Origin of the sequence: Corynebacterium sp. ACRPF, assembly GCF_022347395.1 — a bacterium.
In the GTDB taxonomy this organism is placed as follows: domain Bacteria; phylum Actinomycetota; class Actinomycetes; order Mycobacteriales; family Mycobacteriaceae; genus Corynebacterium; species Corynebacterium tuberculostearicum_D.
The window spans coordinates 72,073-88,537 of sequence record NZ_JAKRNB010000007.1 but is presented as its reverse complement, the minus strand read 5'-3'; the positions used below and the strand labels follow the sequence as shown (position 1 = coordinate 88,537).

The following is a 16,465-nucleotide window of genomic DNA, read 5'->3' as shown; positions in this document are numbered from 1 at the left end:
TTCCGGAGCGGCTCAATTATCTAGTGCTTAGAAGCGCACGCCCAACTGCTTGAGGGCATTCTTCATCGGCTCCAGCACAGCGGGGTTCACCTTGGCAACCATGGTGAAGGCCTGCAGCAGCGCGGCAACGAGGCTGGTAGCCACGGTAACCCAGCTCATGACCTCGAGGAACTTCTCTGGGGAGGAAGAACCCCAGATGGGAAGCTTCTTGAGCGCCTCGATCTGGTGCGCCTCTGCCTCCTCGGCCACGCAGTCCGGCTCCTTCGGCATTCCGGAAGAGCCGTAGCCGTTAGCCAGGCCCTGCATGAGCTCCTGCGGGGTGCGGGCGGAAGATCCGAGCTCGCCGCTCTCAATCTTCTTGAGGTGCTCTTCCTTGGCGTTGTCGACCTCGGCCTGGCATTCAGCCGAAATCTCCTTCGGCTTATCTTCTGCGGCAGAAGCGGTTGCTGGTGCAACGAGGCCCGCTACCACGGCGGTGGCGGCGACGAGCGAAGTGCTGAGACGGTTGCGCATGGTTCTCCTTTAGAGTGAGAGGTATTAGCCTCAAATAATTTAGCAGCTAAATCTCGGAAGATCTATGGCAAAAGCTTGCGCACCTGCGCCGGCAACAGCGCATAGAACTCGTCGACGGTCTTCGGCAGGAAGCCCAGCGCCCCGCCAATCAGGGCGCCAAGACCTACCAAACCAGCCACGATGCCCACGCCGGCAGCGACGCTGCTGCCGTTGCTGCTGTTGCTGGAACCGTCGGAGCTGCCGGATGCGGCAGGGGAGTCGGCGTTGTCGGAGGCGTCGGCGAGCAGGTCTTTGACGGAGAACACGGTGGTGGTGCCGGATACCTCGTTGCCGGCGATGAGGAGCGCGTCATCGCTAGGGGAGTCGGCGGCGGGAACGAAGGCTAGGCCCTCTGGTCCGAGGTCGCCGGCCTTGGTGGTGGCAGCGACATCGTCCTCGTCGTAGCCAACGGAGAAATCGCGATTGTTGACGTAGGTGACAAACTTTGCCTCGGCGGGGGTGGTTACGTCGTAGACAAAGATGCCGCCCACTCGCTCTGCGCCGATGAAGGCATAGGTGCGATCGCCAACCTTGCCGATGGTCAAGGCTTCTGGCTCTGGTCCCTTGTTATCGGAGCGGTCATCGAAATCCGGATCCTCGTTATCAGCGTTGAAGTTCAGGCCGGGCATATCCTTGGTGATGTTCTCGAAGTCCGCACCGGAGTCGAAGACGACGTTGCCTTCGGCGTCGTAGATGCTAAAAGAGCGCGAGCCATAGGAATACAGGCCGTCGAAGCATTCCTTTTCTTCGTTCCAGCCAGAAGCGTTGGAGAGCTTGAGGTTGCCGGCGACCTTCTTATCCTCAATGACCTCGGGAAGCTCGAGGTCATCGCAGACCTTGCCGTCCTTTACTAGGTCCTTGAGCTCTACTTCGTCGGTATAGCCGCCCCATTCACGGGCATCGCCTTCGTTGGCGGTGGCGAAATAGGTCTGGCCTTCAGTCTCGAAAGCGCCGATGGAGTCCGGCATGGACAGGCCCTTGACCGGAATGGTGCGCAGCTCCGCGGCGTCATCCTTATTGGACGGATCCAGCGGCACCTGGGAGTGGTCTGCGATATGAGCGGGGATTAACTTTTCTACGGTGGCGGATTCGATATCGATGACCGCGATGGCGTTGTTTTCCTGCAGCGTGGCGTAGGCCTTGCCGCCCGCGGAGGAGATGTACTCCGGCTCGAAGTCCCGCGAGGGCAGGTTGTGGTGCGCGGAGGGGCCGAAGACACGGATCGAGGGGTCGAGGTCGGCGGTGTCAAAGGCGGTGAAATCGGCCGTGTGGACGTCGCCAAGCGCGGGCGCTGCGACGTCCTCGGGCAGGCTGATGACGGAAATGGAGCCCTCTGGGTCCTTGAGGTAGGCGGTGCCCTCGGCGTTGAGGGCGTCGGAAGGCTCGCCCTCGTTGGCAACCAGCGCGTGGCGGCCGTCGGCGGTGAGGTGCACGTTATCGGGCAGGGCGCCAACGCCTACGCGCCCAAGCTCCTCGCCGGTTTCGGCGTTGAAGAACAGCGCCTCGCCGTTGTCGGTTTTGTCCGCCTGCTGTACCGCGGCGACGGCCAGGCCATCGGGGCGCACGGCCACGGAGTTGATTTCCTTGTCCCCGCCGGCGGAGAGGGCGCCGACCTTGCGCGGCTGAGTGGGATCGGAGGCGTCCAGGATATCGACCTCGCCAGAGCGCGCATTGACGGTGAGGATGCGCTGGGACGCAGCGTGGTAGGCGACGATTTCGGCGGCGGATTTGCCCAGCACGCCGGATTCATGGGAACCGATGGGAGTCAGCTGCAGTGCCGCGTTGGGGGCGGAGTGCTCCAGCACGTTATCCACGATGTGGGCGTGGGCGGCCGGGGCACAGGCGAGGACGAGCGAGGAGGTAACGCAGAGAGAGATGCGCTTGAGCATAAGTATTCCTTTCTTGTGGTTATGTCCACTATTGCTGATGGAGGTAACGCTGCAACTAAAGGACAGTGAATTTCCAGTGAATGGGTAGACTGTCAAGACATGACTGATTCGACCATCCATGCATCCGATATCCAGCAGGCGCAGGCGCGGATTAGCTCGGAAATCGCCCCGACTCCGCTGCAATACTGCGCTCGGCTGTCGGCCGAGACGGGCTGCGAGGTCTATCTCAAGCGGGAGGATCTGCAGGACGTGCGCTCCTATAAGATTCGCGGCGCGTTAAACGGTATGTCGAATGTTCCCCAAGAGGAGCGCGGCCGGGGAATTGTTACGGCCTCGGCCGGCAATCACGCGCAGGGCGTGGCCTATGCCTGCCGCACGATGGGCATTGCCGGCAAGATTTTTGTGCCGGAGCCCACGCCGATGCAAAAGCGCGACCGCATCCTGGTCCATGGCGGCGACCAGGTGGAACTGGTGGTGGTCGGCGCCAACTTCGATGAGGCAGCCGCGGCGGCGCATGCCGACGCCGCCGAGCGCGACGCCACCTTCATCGAGCCCTTCGACGCCCGCGATACCATCACCGGGCAAGGCACGGTCGCGGCGGAGGTTCTGGCGCAGCTTTCGGCCAAGGGCAAGTCGCTCGATACCATCGTCGTTCCTGTGGGTGGCGGCGGCCTGATTTCTGGCATCACCTCCTATGTGGCGGATATGGCGCCGCAGACTCGGGTGGTGGGCATGGAGCCGGAGGGGGCGGCGTCGCTAAGAGCGGCGTTTGACCACGGCGGCCCGGTGACGCTGGAGGAGGTCGACCCCTTCGTGGATGGCGCGGCCGTCAAGCGCCTAGGCGCGCTGCCCTATGAGATTTTGCAGGCCAATCGCGAGCGCCTGAGCTTCGACACCGTGTCCGAGGGCGCGGTGTGCACGGACCTGCTCAACCTGTATCAAAATGAGGGCATCATTGCGGAGCCGGCCGGTGCGCTGTCGGTGGCGGGCCTGCACCAATTGGACCTGGAACCGGGCGCGACGGTGGTGTGCGTAATTTCCGGCGGCAATAACGATGTGCTGCGCTACGCCGAAATCATGGAGCGCTCCCTGGTCCACCGCGGCCTGAAGCATTATTTCCTGGTGAATTTCCCGCAGGAGCCGGGCCAGTTGCGCCATTTCTTGCACCAGATTTTGGGCCCGACCGATGACATCACGCTCTTTGAGTACCTCAAACGCAATAACCGCGAGACGGGCGCTGCGCTGGTGGGCCTGCAGCTTAGCCGTGCCGAGGATCTCCAGGGCCTGCTAGAGCGCATGGGAGAATCCAAGATTTCGGTGCAGTACCTTAAGCCCGGCACCCCCGAGTACGAATTCCTCGTGGCCTAATGCAGAATTCTTATCGTCGCCCAGTAGGCCAGGTCGAACACGAAATTGAAATTAAGCGCTCCCGGTTTATTACCTTGATTGGTCGCGTCACCAATGAGGAAGAGGCTCGCGCGTTTATCGACGCCGCCCGCAGCCGCTTTCCCGACGCCCGCCACCACTGTTCCGCCTACGTCTATCACGTTGATGGTGCGTACCCGGTGGAGCGCTCTTCCGATGACGGCGAGCCCTCCGGTACGGCCGGAAAGCCGATGCTGGACGTGGTGAAGGGCTCCGGCATGCTCGATGTGTGCGCGGTGGTCGTGCGCTACTTCGGCGGCATCAAGTTGGGCGCTGGCGGGTTAGTGCACGCCTATGGTGGTGCGGTGAGCGAGACTATGGAGAAGGTGCGCGCAGTAACTAGGGCGCGCCGGGAGCTTTATGCCGTGGAGTGCCCACATGCGACGGCCGGGCGGGTAGAGGCGGACCTGCGCGGGCGCGGCTTTGAGATAATCGATACCGCCTATGCGGCCGCGGTAACCTTTACGCTGGCCGTGCGCCCAGGCGGGCTGGACGAGCTGGAAGCTACGCTGGCAGCGATCTCGCAGGGCCAGCTCGAAGCGGCAGAGGCGGGCAGCGCGTGGGTTGAGGTAGGATCCTGACCATGACTATGCAGCAACGACCGAATAACCCCATTGCGCAGCGCAAGCAGCAGGTGCGCAAGCACTCCCGCAACGCCGTCGTATGCGTGGCCGGCGGCCTCGGTGTGGGCGCAGTGCTGGGTGTGCTATCGGCGGCTAGTTTCTGGGCCTGGATGTTGGTGGGCGCCATCGTCGCCGTGGTTGGTGGCGGCTATAACTGGCTGAAGATCCAGAAAATCGTCAACGAGAACCACAACCAGTACTAGATGCCGGCACCGCAACCTAGCGGCCGCCCCGTCAGGATCGATGCCTGGGTGTGGGCCGTTCGCATGTTTAAAACCCGATCCGCGGCCGCGACCGCCGTGCGCGCTGGGCACGTGAAGATCAACGGCGAGGCCGTCAAGCCTTCCCAACAGGTGGTGCCTGGCGACCGCGTGCGCGTATGGCGCAACCACCACGAGCATGACCTCGAGGTTTTAGCGACCGTCGCCAAGCGCGTTGGCGCACCCGTCGCGCGCACCTGCTACACGGACCATGCGCCACCGCCGCCGCCTAAGGAGTTTATGCCGTCGGTTCCCGTGCGCCCGCGCGGTGCCGGCCGGCCGACGAAGAAGGAACGCCGCGACATGGAGAAATTCCGCGGCGGTTTCCGGTAAGTTACCGAAACATACTGCGCGGCTAGTGGGCGGCGCGTAGCGCTTTCAGGCGCGCAGTAAGCCGCCGCTTGCGGCCCGGGCGGTCGCCGGATTCGGCGGTGGCCTCGATGTGTTGTTTGCCAAATTTGTTGAGCAGGAGGTCGTCGATAAGCCGCACCTGGCCGGGGCGGAAACGGTAGCGCATGGCGTCGTGGACGTGGGCAATGGCGGTGTCATCCAGCAGCTGCTCAAGTTGGCCCAAGTGGCGCACGCCGTTTTGCTCCAATAGCTCCGCAAGGAATCGGTAGTGCTCCGAGCGCGAGAGCGGGAAGCGGTTGCCCAAGATGATGGCGAGCACGCCCGGCAGGGTCTCGGCGGTAAGCTCGACGTCCTTGTCGGTTTCTGTATCGGGGGCCTTGAGGGCGGCGATCTCATCGAATTGCTGGTCGGCGAGCTCGATAAGCCCGGCGGCCAAGGTAAAGAGACGATCTACCTCAGGTGACGGTGGGTTCGGTCCTTGCTTATAGCGGATATCGTGCTCAAACTCCGCCCACGCGTGCTGCAGGACGGTGCGAATTTGCACCTCAAAGGTCCATCCCACGTAGGCGGCGAGCTCTTCCATCGCAGCCGCGCTATCTTCGGTCACGGTAAGCACCAGGTGGTGGGAGCCGTAGCCAAAGCCACCAGAGATGCGAGTTTCGGCCGCCTTGTCTACGGAGCGTTCAACCTTAAAGGATTCACCGAAAACGTCTAGCGCCTCTGGAATTGCGGTGGAGTGATACAGGGTGACGCGCACTCCCATGACGTCGTGAATCTCGTCCCACGGCTGGGGATAGACAAACTCGCCGTTCTCGCGGCGCTTTTTGGCCTTCGCCTTCAGCGAGGGCCAGGTTTTGACGCGGGTAGACACGCGGTCAAAGATGATGCCGGCGTCATTGAGGAGGTCCTCGATGGCGGTGCGGAAGTCCACCGCGGCGGTGGGGTGGCTGCGCGCCCAGTCGTGGTACTGGTTGCTTAGCCGCGACATCCTACTTTCCGGCATGGTGCTCCTTTCATAACTCCCGCGGGAATCCGTTAGACCATACTAGCGGGCGTGGGTGGAGCACGGTGCGATGGCGGGGTACGCGCGCTACGGCATCGGCGGCCAGCTGGCGGGCATAGGTATCCGGCAGGTGGGCAAAGGCAAAGAGCGTGGCGGAGTCCGGAACTAGGTAGGTCAGGGAGTGCGATCGCAGGAGTCGGCGCATGTGCTTGTCCAGCACGGTAAAGGTCTCCGGGTGGGCAATCCAGGAGGAAATCGGTGCGCCGTGGGAGCGGACTTGCAAGCCACCGAAACGGGCGGCGGAAGGCAGCGCGCAGGCGGCGGGGCGGGTCCAAAAACGCAACCCTTGCGAATCGAGGGCGGCGCGCTGCAGGTTATGGGAGGCGTGGTTCCATGCTCGGCGCGCGGAGATATCCATGTCCGCGAGGCCGCGGTGGCTGAGCCGGCGAAAAGTCTGCTTGCCGGGAAAGACCAGCGCCATGGACAGGCTGGGGGAGAGCTGGATGGTGGCGAGGGAGTCGCAGAAGCCGTCGTCGGAAAGCCGCTGCTCTTTCAGCCAGGAACGGGCAAAGAGCGCAGGCAGCAGGTTTGCTGTGGTGGGACGAGGCGGGCGCAGGGCGACGGTCACGGCGGGTTCTCCAGTGGCGGTAGGGTGCGGTCGCCTTTATTGGACTGGAGAAACCGCCGTTTGGTTCCCTGGGTGGGCCTAGAAGGGCGGCTCTGCGTCGAGCTGCAGCTCAGCAAAGAGCTTATCGGCCGGCCAGATGTCGATTTCTTGGCCCTTGGCCTGCAGCTCCTCCGCGCGCTTTTCCTTGGAGGTTTTCTTGGCCCATTCGCCCACGATGAGCAGGGTGGACTTTCTGGTGACGTTCTTTGCCACTTGGCCGCCGCGCTCGGCGATGCCCTGCCACAGCACGCCCTTATCGTAGGGCTCAAAATCACCGGTGAGGGTGACATGCTGGCCGTAGAGTGCGCCTTCCGGGTCGGCGTCTGGGTTGGGCTCTGGGATAGTGTCTGGCGTGGCAACGGCCTGCCAGGGGGCAGGACCGCTGGGCTTCTTTTTCTTGGCACCGGCTGCGCGGGTCTGGTCGCGGAAGTCAGTCCCTGCGCCGAGGTCCGCGCCGGAGGTGGGGGCGGTGTGGGCGCGCAGGACGGGCAGAATGGCCTCGGAATCGAGGCGGCCCAAGGTGAATTCGCGTGCGGTGAATAGATCGCGGATGCTGCCGGTGTGCCGGAAGCGCTCGGCCAAACGGGCGATGATTTCGCCGGCCGCACGAGCATCCTCGGTGGCGTCGTGGTGGCTGAAGTCCGGCGCAGACAGGTGGGCGGCGACGGTGGGCAGCTTGTGGTTGCGCACCGAAATAACCTTGGCCTTGGAAGCGTCGCGGGACAGTGCGAGAGAGCAGGCCAGCGGCACGGTGGGCACCTCGGCACCGGCAGTAAGCAAACCGGTGCGCAGCGCGGTGGAATCGAACTGGGCGTTGTGGGCGACAAGCACGTCGCCGCCGAGGAAATCGAAGAGCTCCTTGGCGACGTCGGCAAAAGCCGGCGCTCCTTTCACATCGTCCGCGGTAATGCCGTGGATGGAGACGTTGATATCGGCAAAGTGCTCTAGGCCTGGTGGAGGAGTGCACAGCCAGGACCGGGAGTCGGTCTCCTGGCCGTCGCGGAAGCGCACCGCGCCAATTTGGCAGATAGAGCCCCAGTTGTCGTTGGCCGTTTCCACGTCCACGGCAGTGAAATCAAGGCCGGGGATGGTGGCGGCGGAAGAGGGTGCTTCGCCCCGCTGTGCGGCGGAAATGGCGCGGGCGACTGCCTGCGGGTCTTGGTGCGGGGCGAAGGCGATAGTGCCGGCGGCGCCCAGGTCGAGGGCGCCGAAGCCGGTGGCAGTCGGTTCACTCACGCGCACGGTGTCGATGGACTCAAGCGGGATATCCTGCGTGGCGGAGGCGCCGAGGCTGGTAGCCAGCAGGGTGCGGTGGAGCACGAGTTTATCCGCTGTGACATCGATGAGTGCGCCGTGCGCGGGAAATGACACGAGGGGCCTTTCTCTAGGAATCGAAAACGGGCGGTTCAATCTGACGCAGAATCAGCGTTGAACGCGGCTGCACCGTGATCGTACCCTCTGCCTCAATGAGGGTTTCCTCCGCGGGGTAGCCGCCGGAATCGGCGGTATCGACCATCAGCCGCCACGTGGCGCCGAGATCCTTGGTGGGCAGGGTGAACTCGATTTCGCCGTCGTGGGAGTTGAAGATCATGATGAAGGAATCATCGGTGATGCGCTCGCCGCGGGCGGTCGTTTCCGTAATCGCATTGCCATTGAGGTAGACCATGAGGGCGCGGCCGAAGTCGTGGTCCCAGTCGTCCTGGGTCATCAGGCGGCCCGAAGGAACCAGCCAGGCGATATCGCGTTCCTTGACGTCCGCGCCGAGCGGGCCGCCGGCGAGGAAACGCTTGCGGCGGAAGACGGGGTGGTGGTTGCGAATGGACAGCACGCGCTTGGTAAAGCCCAGCATTGCGGCGGATTTTTCTTCCTCCAGCATGGACCAGTCCATCCACGACAGCTCGTTGTCCTGGCAGTAGACGTTATTATTTCCGTCCTGCGTGCGGCCGAATTCATCGCCGTGCGAAAGCATAGGAGTGCCCTGGGAGAGCAGGAGAGTGGTCAGGAAGTTGCGGGCCTGGCGGCGGCGCAGCTTGCGGATATCGTCGTTATCGGTGGGGCCTTCCTCGCCACAGTTCCAGGAGCGGTTGAAAGATTCGCCGTCGCGGTTGTCCTCGCCATTGGCCTCGTTGTGCTTGTCGTTATAGGAAACAAGATCGCGCAGGGTAAAGCCATCGTGAGCGGTGATGAAGTTGATGGAGGCGGTGGGGCGGCGGTCATTATCGGCATAGAGATCCGAAGAGCCGGTCAAGCGGGAGGCGAATTCACCCAGGGTAGCGGGCTCGCCGCGCCAGAAATCGCGCACGGTATCGCGGTACTTGCCGTTCCATTCGCTCCAAATCGGCGGGAAATTGCCCACTTGGTAGCCATCGTGGCCGATGTCCCAGGGCTCGGCGATGAGCTTAACCTGGCTGACAATGGGATCTTGCTGTACTAGGTCGAAGAAAGTAGCGAGCTTATCGACGTCGTCAAGCTCCCGCGCCAACGTCGCCGCCAGGTCGAAGCGGAAGCCATCGACGCGCATCTCCGTAACCCAGTAGCGCAGCGAATCCATAATCAGCTGCAGCGAGTGCGGGTGGCGGACATTGAGGGAATTGCCGGTGCCGGTGTAATCCATGTAGTGGGCCTCATCGCCCTCGACGAGGCGATAGTAGGCGCCATTGTCGATGCCGCGGAAGGCAATGGTCGGGCCCATGTGATTGCCCTCGGCGGTGTGGTTATAAACCACGTCGAGGATGACCTCGATGCCGGCCTCGTGGAAGGCGCGAACCATGGTCTTGAATTCGGAGACCACCTCGCCCGGCTTCTTGGCAAAGGCATAGTCATGGTGCGGGGCGAAAAAGCCGAAGGTGTTATAGCCCCAGTAGTTGCGCAGCCCCAGGTTGCGCAGACGATCGTCCTGCAGGAATTGGTGGACGGGCATGAGCTCAACGGTGGTAACGCCAAGCTCTTTGAAGTAGTTAATGACGGCGGGATGGGCCATGCCGGCATACGTGCCGCGGAGCTCTTCCGGCACGTCCGGATGGGTCATGGTCATGCCCTTGACATGGGTTTCGTAGATAACCTTTTCGTTATCGGGAATATGGGGGCGGTGGTCGCTGCGCCAGTCAAAGAAGGGGTTGATGACCACAGACAGCATGGTGTGGCCCAGCGAGTCTTCTTCGTTGCGGCCGGTGCCGGGTTCCTCAGCATGGATGTCATAGGAGTAGAGGGAAGCATCGCCGTCGAATTCGCCGTCGAACGCCCGGGCATAGGGGTCTACAAGGAGCTTGGAAGGGTCGCAGCGCAGGCCGTTTTCTGGTTCATAGGGGCCATAGACGCGGTAGCCGTAGCGCTGGCCAGGGGTGACATTGGGGAGGTAAATATGCCACACATGGGCGGTGACCTCCGACATTTCGATGCGTTCCTCGGTGCCTTCTTTGTCGATGAGGCAGAGCTCGACCTTGTCGGCTACCTCGGAAAACAGAGCAAAGTTGGTGCCGGATCCGTCAAAAGTGGATCCCAGCGGGGTGGGTTTGCCAGGCCAGATTTGGCGGCCGTAGCGCTCGGTGGGCGTGGGGACTGCGTCCATGGCGGGAGTGTTCATGCCCACGAGCATAACCACTTTCTAGGCGCCGGCGCCGTGTGTAAGTCCAGCGTTAATAATGCGTACGCCGCGAATGAGGTCTGCGCGATAGTCTGCGGCGGGAGTCTCGCCGGTGGTTTCTGCAAGCTGGCGTTGGGACTGTTCCATCAAGGTGGCGCCGAGCACGAGGTGAATGGCGGAGAGCGCGGCAGCGCGGTGGGCGCTGTCGGCAGCGAGGGTGCTGCGCGTGGCGGCAGCGGTGAAGGCCGCCAAGAGGCGGTCCCAGGCAGGAGCCTGCGGGAGGGAGAGGCCGGCAATGACTACCTCGGCGCCGTCGCGGCGGGCGAGCAGCAAATCACGAAGATTGAGGCTGATATCCTCGAGCGACTCCCCAGAAACGGGGGAGGTAATGTCTTCCGCTAGGGCTGCAATGAGCGCTTGCTTATTGGCAATGTGCCAGTAGAGCGCGCCGGGGGCGACGCCGAGGGAGGAAGCAACGCGGCGCATGGTGACGTCGCCAAGCCCGTAGGTATCAAGCAGGGAAAGAGCGGCGTCGATAATACTCTCGCGGTTTATGTGCACCTTGGCAATTGTACGGACTTGGCCGGGCGGGACGGTAGTTCACAGGTTCTTTTAACGGAGTCTCAATGTCATTTCCATCGTCGGGTTGTTAGTATTGCGAAGACAAATAAGAGGCCGCCCTTGGGGTGGCTTCACATTCGCAAGATTGATTCAGGAGCTTTCCCTTGTCCTTTTTGACCCCTGCAAAGAAGTCCCTCATCGCAGTTGCGCTGGTTACCCCGCTGGCTTTGGCTGCGTGTGGTTCGGATGACAATGACGATTCCAAGAAGGCTGCCGCCACCACGGCATCCAAGTCTTCTGAGGATAAGTCTGCAGATAAATCCGAGGACAAAGATGCCGATAAGTCCAAGGACAAGGACAAAGACAAAGACAAAGATAAGGACAAGGAAAAAGAAAAGGATCAGAATAAGGACGGCGAAAACAAGGACGCCGCCGCAGGCGCAGAAGGCCAGGAGGGCGAGGACGGCGCTGGCGAGGGGCCAGATCAGCTGGCTAACCCGCTGAACAATGGTGAAGATCCTTTCGCTGGCGCGAAGGATATCAAGCCGATCGAAGGCGGCCAGGACGCTAATGATGGCGATAAGCAGGCCATCGAGCAGCTGGTTCGCGGCCAGCACGAGATCGATAACGTGAAGGAATACTTCAACTACATGCCGCAGCACGCCTGCCAGGCAGTCCGCGATGAGCAGTCCCAGGAGTTCGGCCAGTACCAGCAGTACGTCGATAGCCTGCCGAACCAGTCCTTCGCCGAGTATGCCAACACCATGCGCCAGCAGGGCGGTGGCAACGCCGAGGTAGAGAAGTTCGCTAGCCAGTTGGAGTCCATCCCGCAGTCGACCAAGCTGCAGTCCGTCAACGACGTTGTGGTCAATGGCGACGATGCTTCTGCAACCGTGAGCGTGTCCAACTCCGAGGGCACCGAGACCTCCACGGTCCGCTTCCGTCGAGAGAACGGCAACTGGACCTTCTGTAACTAAGTTGGCTCAGTTAAAGCGCCGGTTACCCCGCACCCTAGGTTTTGGTGCGGGGTTACTCGCGTGTGCGCTCCTGGTGTATGGCGTGGCCGGTGCGCTGTGGGGGCTTTTCCGGCCGACGCTTACCGGCCATGAGGTAGACGATGGTGGCTATGCCATCGATGCGATGGGAAGCGTTCAGTTCATCGCCTTTATTACCTTTGCCCTCATTACCGGCCTGCTTGGTTTGTTCTTGGGGTTGGGCGCGTATCTCCGCCGGCAGGGGCGGGGCTTGTCGATGCTCCTGTGGGTCGGCGTGTGTGCCCTGGCTGGGGCGGCGTCGTTTTATGTCTTTGGCGGGGTCACCGCCACGCATCCGCCAGAAAACCCAGGGGAAGTCGTAGAGTTTGCGCCGAATTTCTCCCCGGCTATCTCGTGGGCGGTAGCGCCCTTTATGGCGATGTTTGCCTATTGGTCCACGGCCTTTGTCAGCGCCGATGAAGATTGGTGATGTGCGCGTCTAGGGCCATTCGACGGGGGAGGCGCCGGTTACTTCGTGCGCGATGTCATCGATGCCGTGCAGGATGTGCTTGAGTCCGCGGCCGATGGCGCTAAATAGTTGCGGCCGGGTAAGTCCCGCGGCGGTAATGGTGGCGGCATCCATCCGCACTTGTAGGCCCTCGGAGGTGTGGTGGCAAAATGCCACGGCGCCGTGGTGGGCGCGATTCCAGTCATTGCAAATGAGAAAAAGCCGGGTAAATTCCGCCTCGTCCAGGCTGGGGTCCCAATGCCCCTTGATAATGAGGCTGGGGCCATTGTCCAGTGCAAAGGCGAAAAGGACATCATTGACCCAGGCGTAGATGGCGGTGGCCCCGTCGCTTTGGAAGCGCTGGATGCCAATAAGCGGCAGGATCTCGGACAGGCTGTCGAGGGTGAAGGGTTCCAAGGGGGCGTCGGCAAGCGGGGCAAGCTCCGGTGAGGCTTCGCGCACGAGGCCGGGATGGGATTGGGCGAGCAGATCCATGAGGACCTCCGCGTTGCGTAGCGCCGGTAGGAGGAATGCCGCGAGCTGTTCGCGGCTGGGGGAGGTATCGGCCGGCAGATAGCTATGACCGGAAACGCTCACGCAGTCAGGCTGGTCATAATCAACCACGACGGCCGGGGAGAGGCAATCGTGATTCCACTCATTGGCTAGGTGTGCGAGCTCGGAGATCTCGCTGAGATCAACGCCTCCGCGGGGGCTGGTGTGCAGGTGGAGCACCGGTTCTTCCAACTGGTCTATAAAGATGAAGGTGGAGCCACCGGCCGCATGCGGAACGAGAAGCTCGCCCGTAGGCAGAGCCCAGCAGGACACGTCATTATCGCGGGCAATGGTGCGGGCATGCGAGAGCAGAAGAGAGGGTTCAATCTCGCTCATCGCTGCCACCACCTTAAAGCTGTGTTGACACCGAGTCTATAGCCCAAACCGGCCCCCTCGCTGGCGTTTGGCCATTAGGATATTGGTTTAATAACAGAAATCCGATTGGCAAAAAGGGGATCCGGGAATGCTCCGCACCATCGATTTGCGTGGCCAAGAGCTGCGCCCCGCCCAGCTGCGGCGAGTTTTGCCGCGCGGTGACACCGACGTCGCCGCCGTGGTGGACAAGGTGGCGCCGCTGGTTCATCGAGTACGTCAAGAAGGCGCTGCGGCGGCCTTGGACTTTGGCGAGCAATTCGATGGCGTGCGCCCAACCCACCTGCGGGTGCCCCAAGCGGAGTTGGAGAAGGCCGCTTCCGGCCTAGACCCGCAGGTGCGCCAAGCGATTGAGGTTTCCATTGAGAGGGTTCGCAAGGTTCACGCCGAGCAGAAACCGGCCGCGCACACCACCGAGCTAGCACCAGGTGCCACGGTGACCGATGTCTTTCGCCCCATCGAGCGCGTTGGGCTATACGTGCCGGGAGGCAAGGCGGTCTATCCGTCCTCGGTAATCATGAACGCCGTGCCAGCGCAGGCGGCCGGCGCGGAAAGCTTGGTGGTAGCCTCACCGCCACAAAAAGAGTCCGGCGGCCTGCCGCACCCCACGGTGCTGGCCGTGTGCCAGATGCTCGGCGTAGATGAGGTCTGGGCGGTAGGAGGCGGCCAAGCCATCGCGCTGATGGCCTACGGTGATGATGACGCCGAACTAGCCCCGGTGGACATGATCACCGGACCAGGAAATATCTTCGTCACCGCGGCCAAGCGGTTGGTGCGCGGCGTGGTGGGCACCGATGCTGAGGCCGGGCCGACCGAAATCGCCATTATCGCTGATGACACCGCGAATCCGGTGTATGTGGCCTATGATCTCATCTCCCAGGCCGAGCATGATCCGATGGCCGCGAGTGTGCTCATTACGGCATCTCCAAGCCTGGCTCAGCGTGTGAAGGAGGAGGTAGAAGCGCGCCACGGCGCCACTGCACATGCGCAGCGGACGGCCGAAGCTCTAGGCGGCGAGCAATCCGGAATTGTGTTGGTCGATTCCCTGGATGCAGCGGTGGCGGTGGCCAATGCCTATGCCGCTGAGCACCTGGAAATCCACACCGCAGAGCCCGGCGCGGTGGCCGAGCGCATTAAGCACGCCGGTGCCATCTTTGTAGGGCACTTTGCTCCAGTGCCGCTGGGAGATTACGCGGCCGGCTCCAATCACGTATTGCCCACTTCCGGTACGGCGCGCTTTTCTGCCGGCCTTTCTACCCATACCTTTATGCGGCCGGTCAACCTTATTGATTATGACCGAGCTGCGTTGGAAGAGATTGCCCCGCACGTTATCGCTTTTGCGGAGGCCGAGGGGCTACCCGCCCACGGTGAGGCTATCCGCGCCCGATTCGAGGAGAATTAAATGACGCACTTGAATGATCTTCCCCTGCGCGAGGAGCTGCGCGGCAAGTCCGCCTATGGGGCGCCGCAGCTCCACGTGGCCTACCAGCTCAATACCAACGAAAATCCCTATCCTCCCTCGCAGGCGCTAGTGGATGACCTGGTGGCGGAGACCCAGCGCCTTGCCACCACACTCAATCGCTATCCGGAGCGCGATGCGGTGGAGCTGCGCCAGGCCCTAGCGGCTTATATCACTGAGCAAACCGGCGTGCGCGTGGGCTATGCGCAGGTGTGGGCGGCCAATGGCTCGAATGAGATTTTGCAGCAGCTGTTGCAGGCATTCGGCGGTCCGGGCCGCAGTGTGCTCGGTTTCACCCCGTCTTATTCCATGCACCCTATCCTCGCGGACGGCACCCATACGCAGTTTGTGGAATGCCCGCGCGATGAGAATTTCCGCATTGATATGGACCGGGCGCTCGCAGCCGTGGCGCAGCACCAGCCGGATATCATCTTTGTGACTACGCCGAATAACCCCACCGGTGGGGTAACTAGCGTGGACGATATTGCCGCGCTTGCCGACGCCGCCCCTGGCATCCTCATCGTCGATGAAGCTTATGGCGAATTTTCTTACTCGCCATCTGCGGTGACGCTGCTGGAGAAATACCCCACGAAGCTGGTGGTCTCGCGCACCATGTCTAAGGCCTTCGATTTTGCCGGCGGCCGCCTCGGTTATTTCGTGGCGGACCCGGCCTTTGTGGAGGCCGTGATGCTGGTGCGCTTGCCGTACCACCTATCCGTGCTTTCCCAAGCAGCAGCGACGGTGGCGCTGCGCCATAGTGCGGATACGCTCGCCACCGTGGAAAAGATTGCCACCGAACGCGAGCGGGTGGCTGCTCGCTTGCGCGAATTGGGCTATACCGTCCTGCCGAGCGAATCTAATTTTCTCTTCTTCGGCCGCTTTGCTGACCAACACCGGGTGTGGCGACAGTTCTTGGATAAGGAAGTGCTCATTCGCGATGTTGGCATCGCAGGCCACCTGCGCATGACCGTGGGGCTGCCAGAAGAAAATTCGGCCTTTTTGGCCGTAGCCGAGGACCTTGCGGATACAGTAGTGGCTGATTCCTCGGCCGCAGATGAAAGGAGTGAAGCATGAGCAACCGCGTAGGGCGCGCCCAGCGGGCGACGTCGGAATCGCAGATTTCTGTGGTCATCGACCTCGATGGCACGGGGCGCAGCCATATTTCCACCGGACTGCCTTTCTTTGACCACATGCTCACGGCGTTTGCTACTCATGGCAGCTTTGACCTTACTGTGCAGGCTGAGGGCGATGTGGAGGTAGATGCCCACCACACTGTGGAAGATACCGCCATCGTGCTCGGCACCGCGCTGCGTAAGGCGGTGGGGGATAAGGCCGGCATTCGCCGCTTTGGCTCCCAGCTTTTGCCCATGGATGAGGCTTTAGTGGAAGCGGTGGTGGATTTTTCTGGGCGCGCCTACTTTGTCATGAACGGCGAACCAGAGCACCTGCAGTGGCAGACTATCGGTGGGCATTACGCCACGGTGATCAATCGCCACTTCTTTGAAACGCTCGCCACCCACGCTGCGGTAACGCTCCACCTCAACGTGCGCTATGGGCGCGATCCGCATCACATTACGGAAGCGGAGTTTAAAGCCGTAGCGCGTGCGCTGCAAGGTGCGGTGGAATTCGACCCCCGCCAGACTGGAATTCCATCGACGAAGGGAGCACTCTAGAACGCATGCACTT

Annotated in this window: 17 protein-coding genes; 9 read left to right on the top strand and 8 right to left on the bottom strand. The window is 62.0% G+C overall.

Features of this window, described 5'->3' with window-relative positions; translation table 11 throughout:
- Window positions 1-27: 27 nt before the first annotated feature.
- Window positions 28-513: a hypothetical protein gene (locus tag MHX61_RS04725; protein WP_239193207.1), complete on the bottom strand. Its 486-nt coding sequence runs from the start codon at window positions 511-513 to the stop codon at window positions 28-30.
- Window positions 514-575: 62 nt separating this feature from the next.
- A complete protein-coding gene (locus MHX61_RS04720; protein WP_239193205.1) occupies window positions 576-2,441 on the bottom strand; it encodes a choice-of-anchor I family protein in 1,866 nt (621 codons plus the stop codon).
- A gap of 99 nt (window positions 2,442-2,540) precedes the next feature.
- Between MHX61_RS04720 and ilvA the strand changes: the two genes are divergently transcribed.
- The 4 genes from ilvA to MHX61_RS04700 are packed head-to-tail and all read left to right on the top strand — an operon-like array spanning window position 2,541 to window position 5,082.
- Window positions 2,541-3,809 (top strand): threonine ammonia-lyase IlvA, encoded by a 1,269-nt coding sequence (gene ilvA / locus MHX61_RS04715; protein WP_239193203.1) that lies wholly within the window; start codon window positions 2,541-2,543, stop codon window positions 3,807-3,809.
- On the top strand, window positions 3,809-4,447 hold the full coding sequence (locus tag MHX61_RS04710) for a YigZ family protein (RefSeq protein WP_239193201.1): 639 nt from the start codon (window positions 3,809-3,811) through the stop codon (window positions 4,445-4,447). Before ilvA ends, MHX61_RS04710 begins: the two co-directional genes overlap by 1 nt.
- 2 nt (window positions 4,448-4,449) lie before the next feature.
- Complete coding sequence (locus MHX61_RS04705; protein WP_239193199.1) at window positions 4,450-4,692, top strand: hypothetical protein; 243 nt, start codon at window positions 4,450-4,452, stop codon at window positions 4,690-4,692.
- On the top strand, window positions 4,693-5,082 hold the full coding sequence (locus MHX61_RS04700; protein ID WP_023021235.1) for an RNA-binding S4 domain-containing protein: 390 nt from the start codon (window positions 4,693-4,695) through the stop codon (window positions 5,080-5,082). It begins immediately after the preceding gene.
- A gap of 22 nt (window positions 5,083-5,104) precedes the next feature.
- On the opposite strand, the gene MHX61_RS04695 is transcribed toward MHX61_RS04700, so the two are convergent.
- From MHX61_RS04695 to MHX61_RS04675, 5 genes are all read right to left on the bottom strand, one after another.
- Complete coding sequence (locus MHX61_RS04695; RefSeq protein ID WP_239193197.1) at window positions 5,105-6,103, bottom strand: GTP pyrophosphokinase family protein; 999 nt, start codon at window positions 6,101-6,103, stop codon at window positions 5,105-5,107.
- A gap of 10 nt (window positions 6,104-6,113) precedes the next feature.
- Window positions 6,114-6,731, bottom strand: coding sequence for a hypothetical protein (locus MHX61_RS04690; protein ID WP_239193195.1), 618 nt, complete (start codon window positions 6,729-6,731; stop codon window positions 6,114-6,116).
- A 78-nt stretch (window positions 6,732-6,809) separates the two neighbouring features.
- Window positions 6,810-8,141: an exonuclease domain-containing protein gene (locus MHX61_RS04685; protein ID WP_239193193.1), complete on the bottom strand. Its 1,332-nt coding sequence runs from the start codon at window positions 8,139-8,141 to the stop codon at window positions 6,810-6,812.
- A gap of 13 nt (window positions 8,142-8,154) precedes the next feature.
- Complete coding sequence (glgX, locus tag MHX61_RS04680; RefSeq protein WP_239193191.1) at window positions 8,155-10,353, bottom strand: glycogen debranching protein GlgX; 2,199 nt, start codon at window positions 10,351-10,353, stop codon at window positions 8,155-8,157.
- Window positions 10,354-10,374: 21 nt separating this feature from the next.
- Entirely contained in the window at window positions 10,375-10,914 is a 540-nt protein-coding gene (locus MHX61_RS04675; protein WP_239193189.1) for a TetR family transcriptional regulator, read from the bottom strand.
- 164 nt (window positions 10,915-11,078) lie between these two features.
- Here MHX61_RS04675 and MHX61_RS04670 point away from each other — a divergent pair, with 164 nt between their 5' ends.
- Together MHX61_RS04670 and MHX61_RS04665 are read left to right on the top strand one after the other, a co-directional pair.
- Complete coding sequence (locus MHX61_RS04670) at window positions 11,079-11,891, top strand: hypothetical protein (protein WP_239193187.1); 813 nt, start codon at window positions 11,079-11,081, stop codon at window positions 11,889-11,891.
- Between the two features lie 82 nt (window positions 11,892-11,973).
- A complete protein-coding gene (locus MHX61_RS04665) occupies window positions 11,974-12,378 on the top strand; it encodes a hypothetical protein (protein ID WP_225746752.1) in 405 nt (134 codons plus the stop codon).
- 9 nt (window positions 12,379-12,387) lie between these two features.
- Here MHX61_RS04665 and MHX61_RS04660 read toward each other — a convergent pair whose 3' ends face one another.
- Window positions 12,388-13,284, bottom strand: a complete 897-nt coding sequence (locus MHX61_RS04660; protein ID WP_239193185.1) for a YbjN domain-containing protein — start codon at window positions 13,282-13,284, stop codon at window positions 12,388-12,390.
- Window positions 13,285-13,411: 127 nt separating this feature from the next.
- Between MHX61_RS04660 and hisD the strand changes: the two genes are divergently transcribed.
- The 3 genes from hisD to hisB are packed head-to-tail and all read left to right on the top strand — an operon-like array spanning window position 13,412 to window position 16,452.
- Entirely contained in the window at window positions 13,412-14,722 is a 1,311-nt protein-coding gene (gene hisD, locus MHX61_RS04655) for a histidinol dehydrogenase (RefSeq protein ID WP_239193183.1), read from the top strand.
- On the top strand, window positions 14,723-15,853 hold the full coding sequence (locus MHX61_RS04650) for a histidinol-phosphate transaminase (RefSeq protein ID WP_239193181.1): 1,131 nt from the start codon (window positions 14,723-14,725) through the stop codon (window positions 15,851-15,853).
- Window positions 15,850-16,452: an imidazoleglycerol-phosphate dehydratase HisB gene (hisB, locus tag MHX61_RS04645; protein ID WP_239193179.1), complete on the top strand. Its 603-nt coding sequence runs from the start codon at window positions 15,850-15,852 to the stop codon at window positions 16,450-16,452. The genes MHX61_RS04650 and hisB overlap by 4 nt, the downstream gene beginning before the upstream one ends.
- The last annotated feature ends 13 nt before the right edge of the window (window positions 16,453-16,465 follow it).

Excerpts from the sequence above, each read along its gene's own strand:
- glgX (WP_239193191.1), bottom strand. The coding sequence starts at position 10,353 with ATGAACACTCCCGCCATGGACGCAGTCCCCACGCCCACCGAGCGCTAC.
- hisD (WP_239193183.1), top strand. The coding sequence starts at position 13,412 with ATGCTCCGCACCATCGATTTGCGTGGCCAAGAGCTGCGCCCCGCCCAG.
- hisB (WP_239193179.1), top strand. The coding sequence starts at position 15,850 with ATGAGCAACCGCGTAGGGCGCGCCCAGCGGGCGACGTCGGAATCGCAG.
- MHX61_RS04695 (WP_239193197.1), bottom strand. The coding sequence starts at position 6,103 with ATGCCGGAAAGTAGGATGTCGCGGCTAAGCAACCAGTACCACGACTGG.
- ilvA (WP_239193203.1), top strand. The coding sequence starts at position 2,541 with ATGACTGATTCGACCATCCATGCATCCGATATCCAGCAGGCGCAGGCG.
- MHX61_RS04650 (WP_239193181.1), top strand. The coding sequence starts at position 14,723 with ATGACGCACTTGAATGATCTTCCCCTGCGCGAGGAGCTGCGCGGCAAG.
- MHX61_RS04700 (WP_023021235.1), top strand. The coding sequence starts at position 4,693 with ATGCCGGCACCGCAACCTAGCGGCCGCCCCGTCAGGATCGATGCCTGG.
- MHX61_RS04705 (WP_239193199.1), top strand. The coding sequence starts at position 4,450 with ATGACTATGCAGCAACGACCGAATAACCCCATTGCGCAGCGCAAGCAG.
- MHX61_RS04725 (WP_239193207.1), bottom strand. The coding sequence starts at position 513 with ATGCGCAACCGTCTCAGCACTTCGCTCGTCGCCGCCACCGCCGTGGTA.
- MHX61_RS04720 (WP_239193205.1), bottom strand. The coding sequence starts at position 2,441 with ATGCTCAAGCGCATCTCTCTCTGCGTTACCTCCTCGCTCGTCCTCGCC.
- MHX61_RS04660 (WP_239193185.1), bottom strand. The coding sequence starts at position 13,284 with ATGAGCGAGATTGAACCCTCTCTTCTGCTCTCGCATGCCCGCACCATT.
- MHX61_RS04710 (WP_239193201.1), top strand. The coding sequence starts at position 3,809 with ATGCAGAATTCTTATCGTCGCCCAGTAGGCCAGGTCGAACACGAAATT.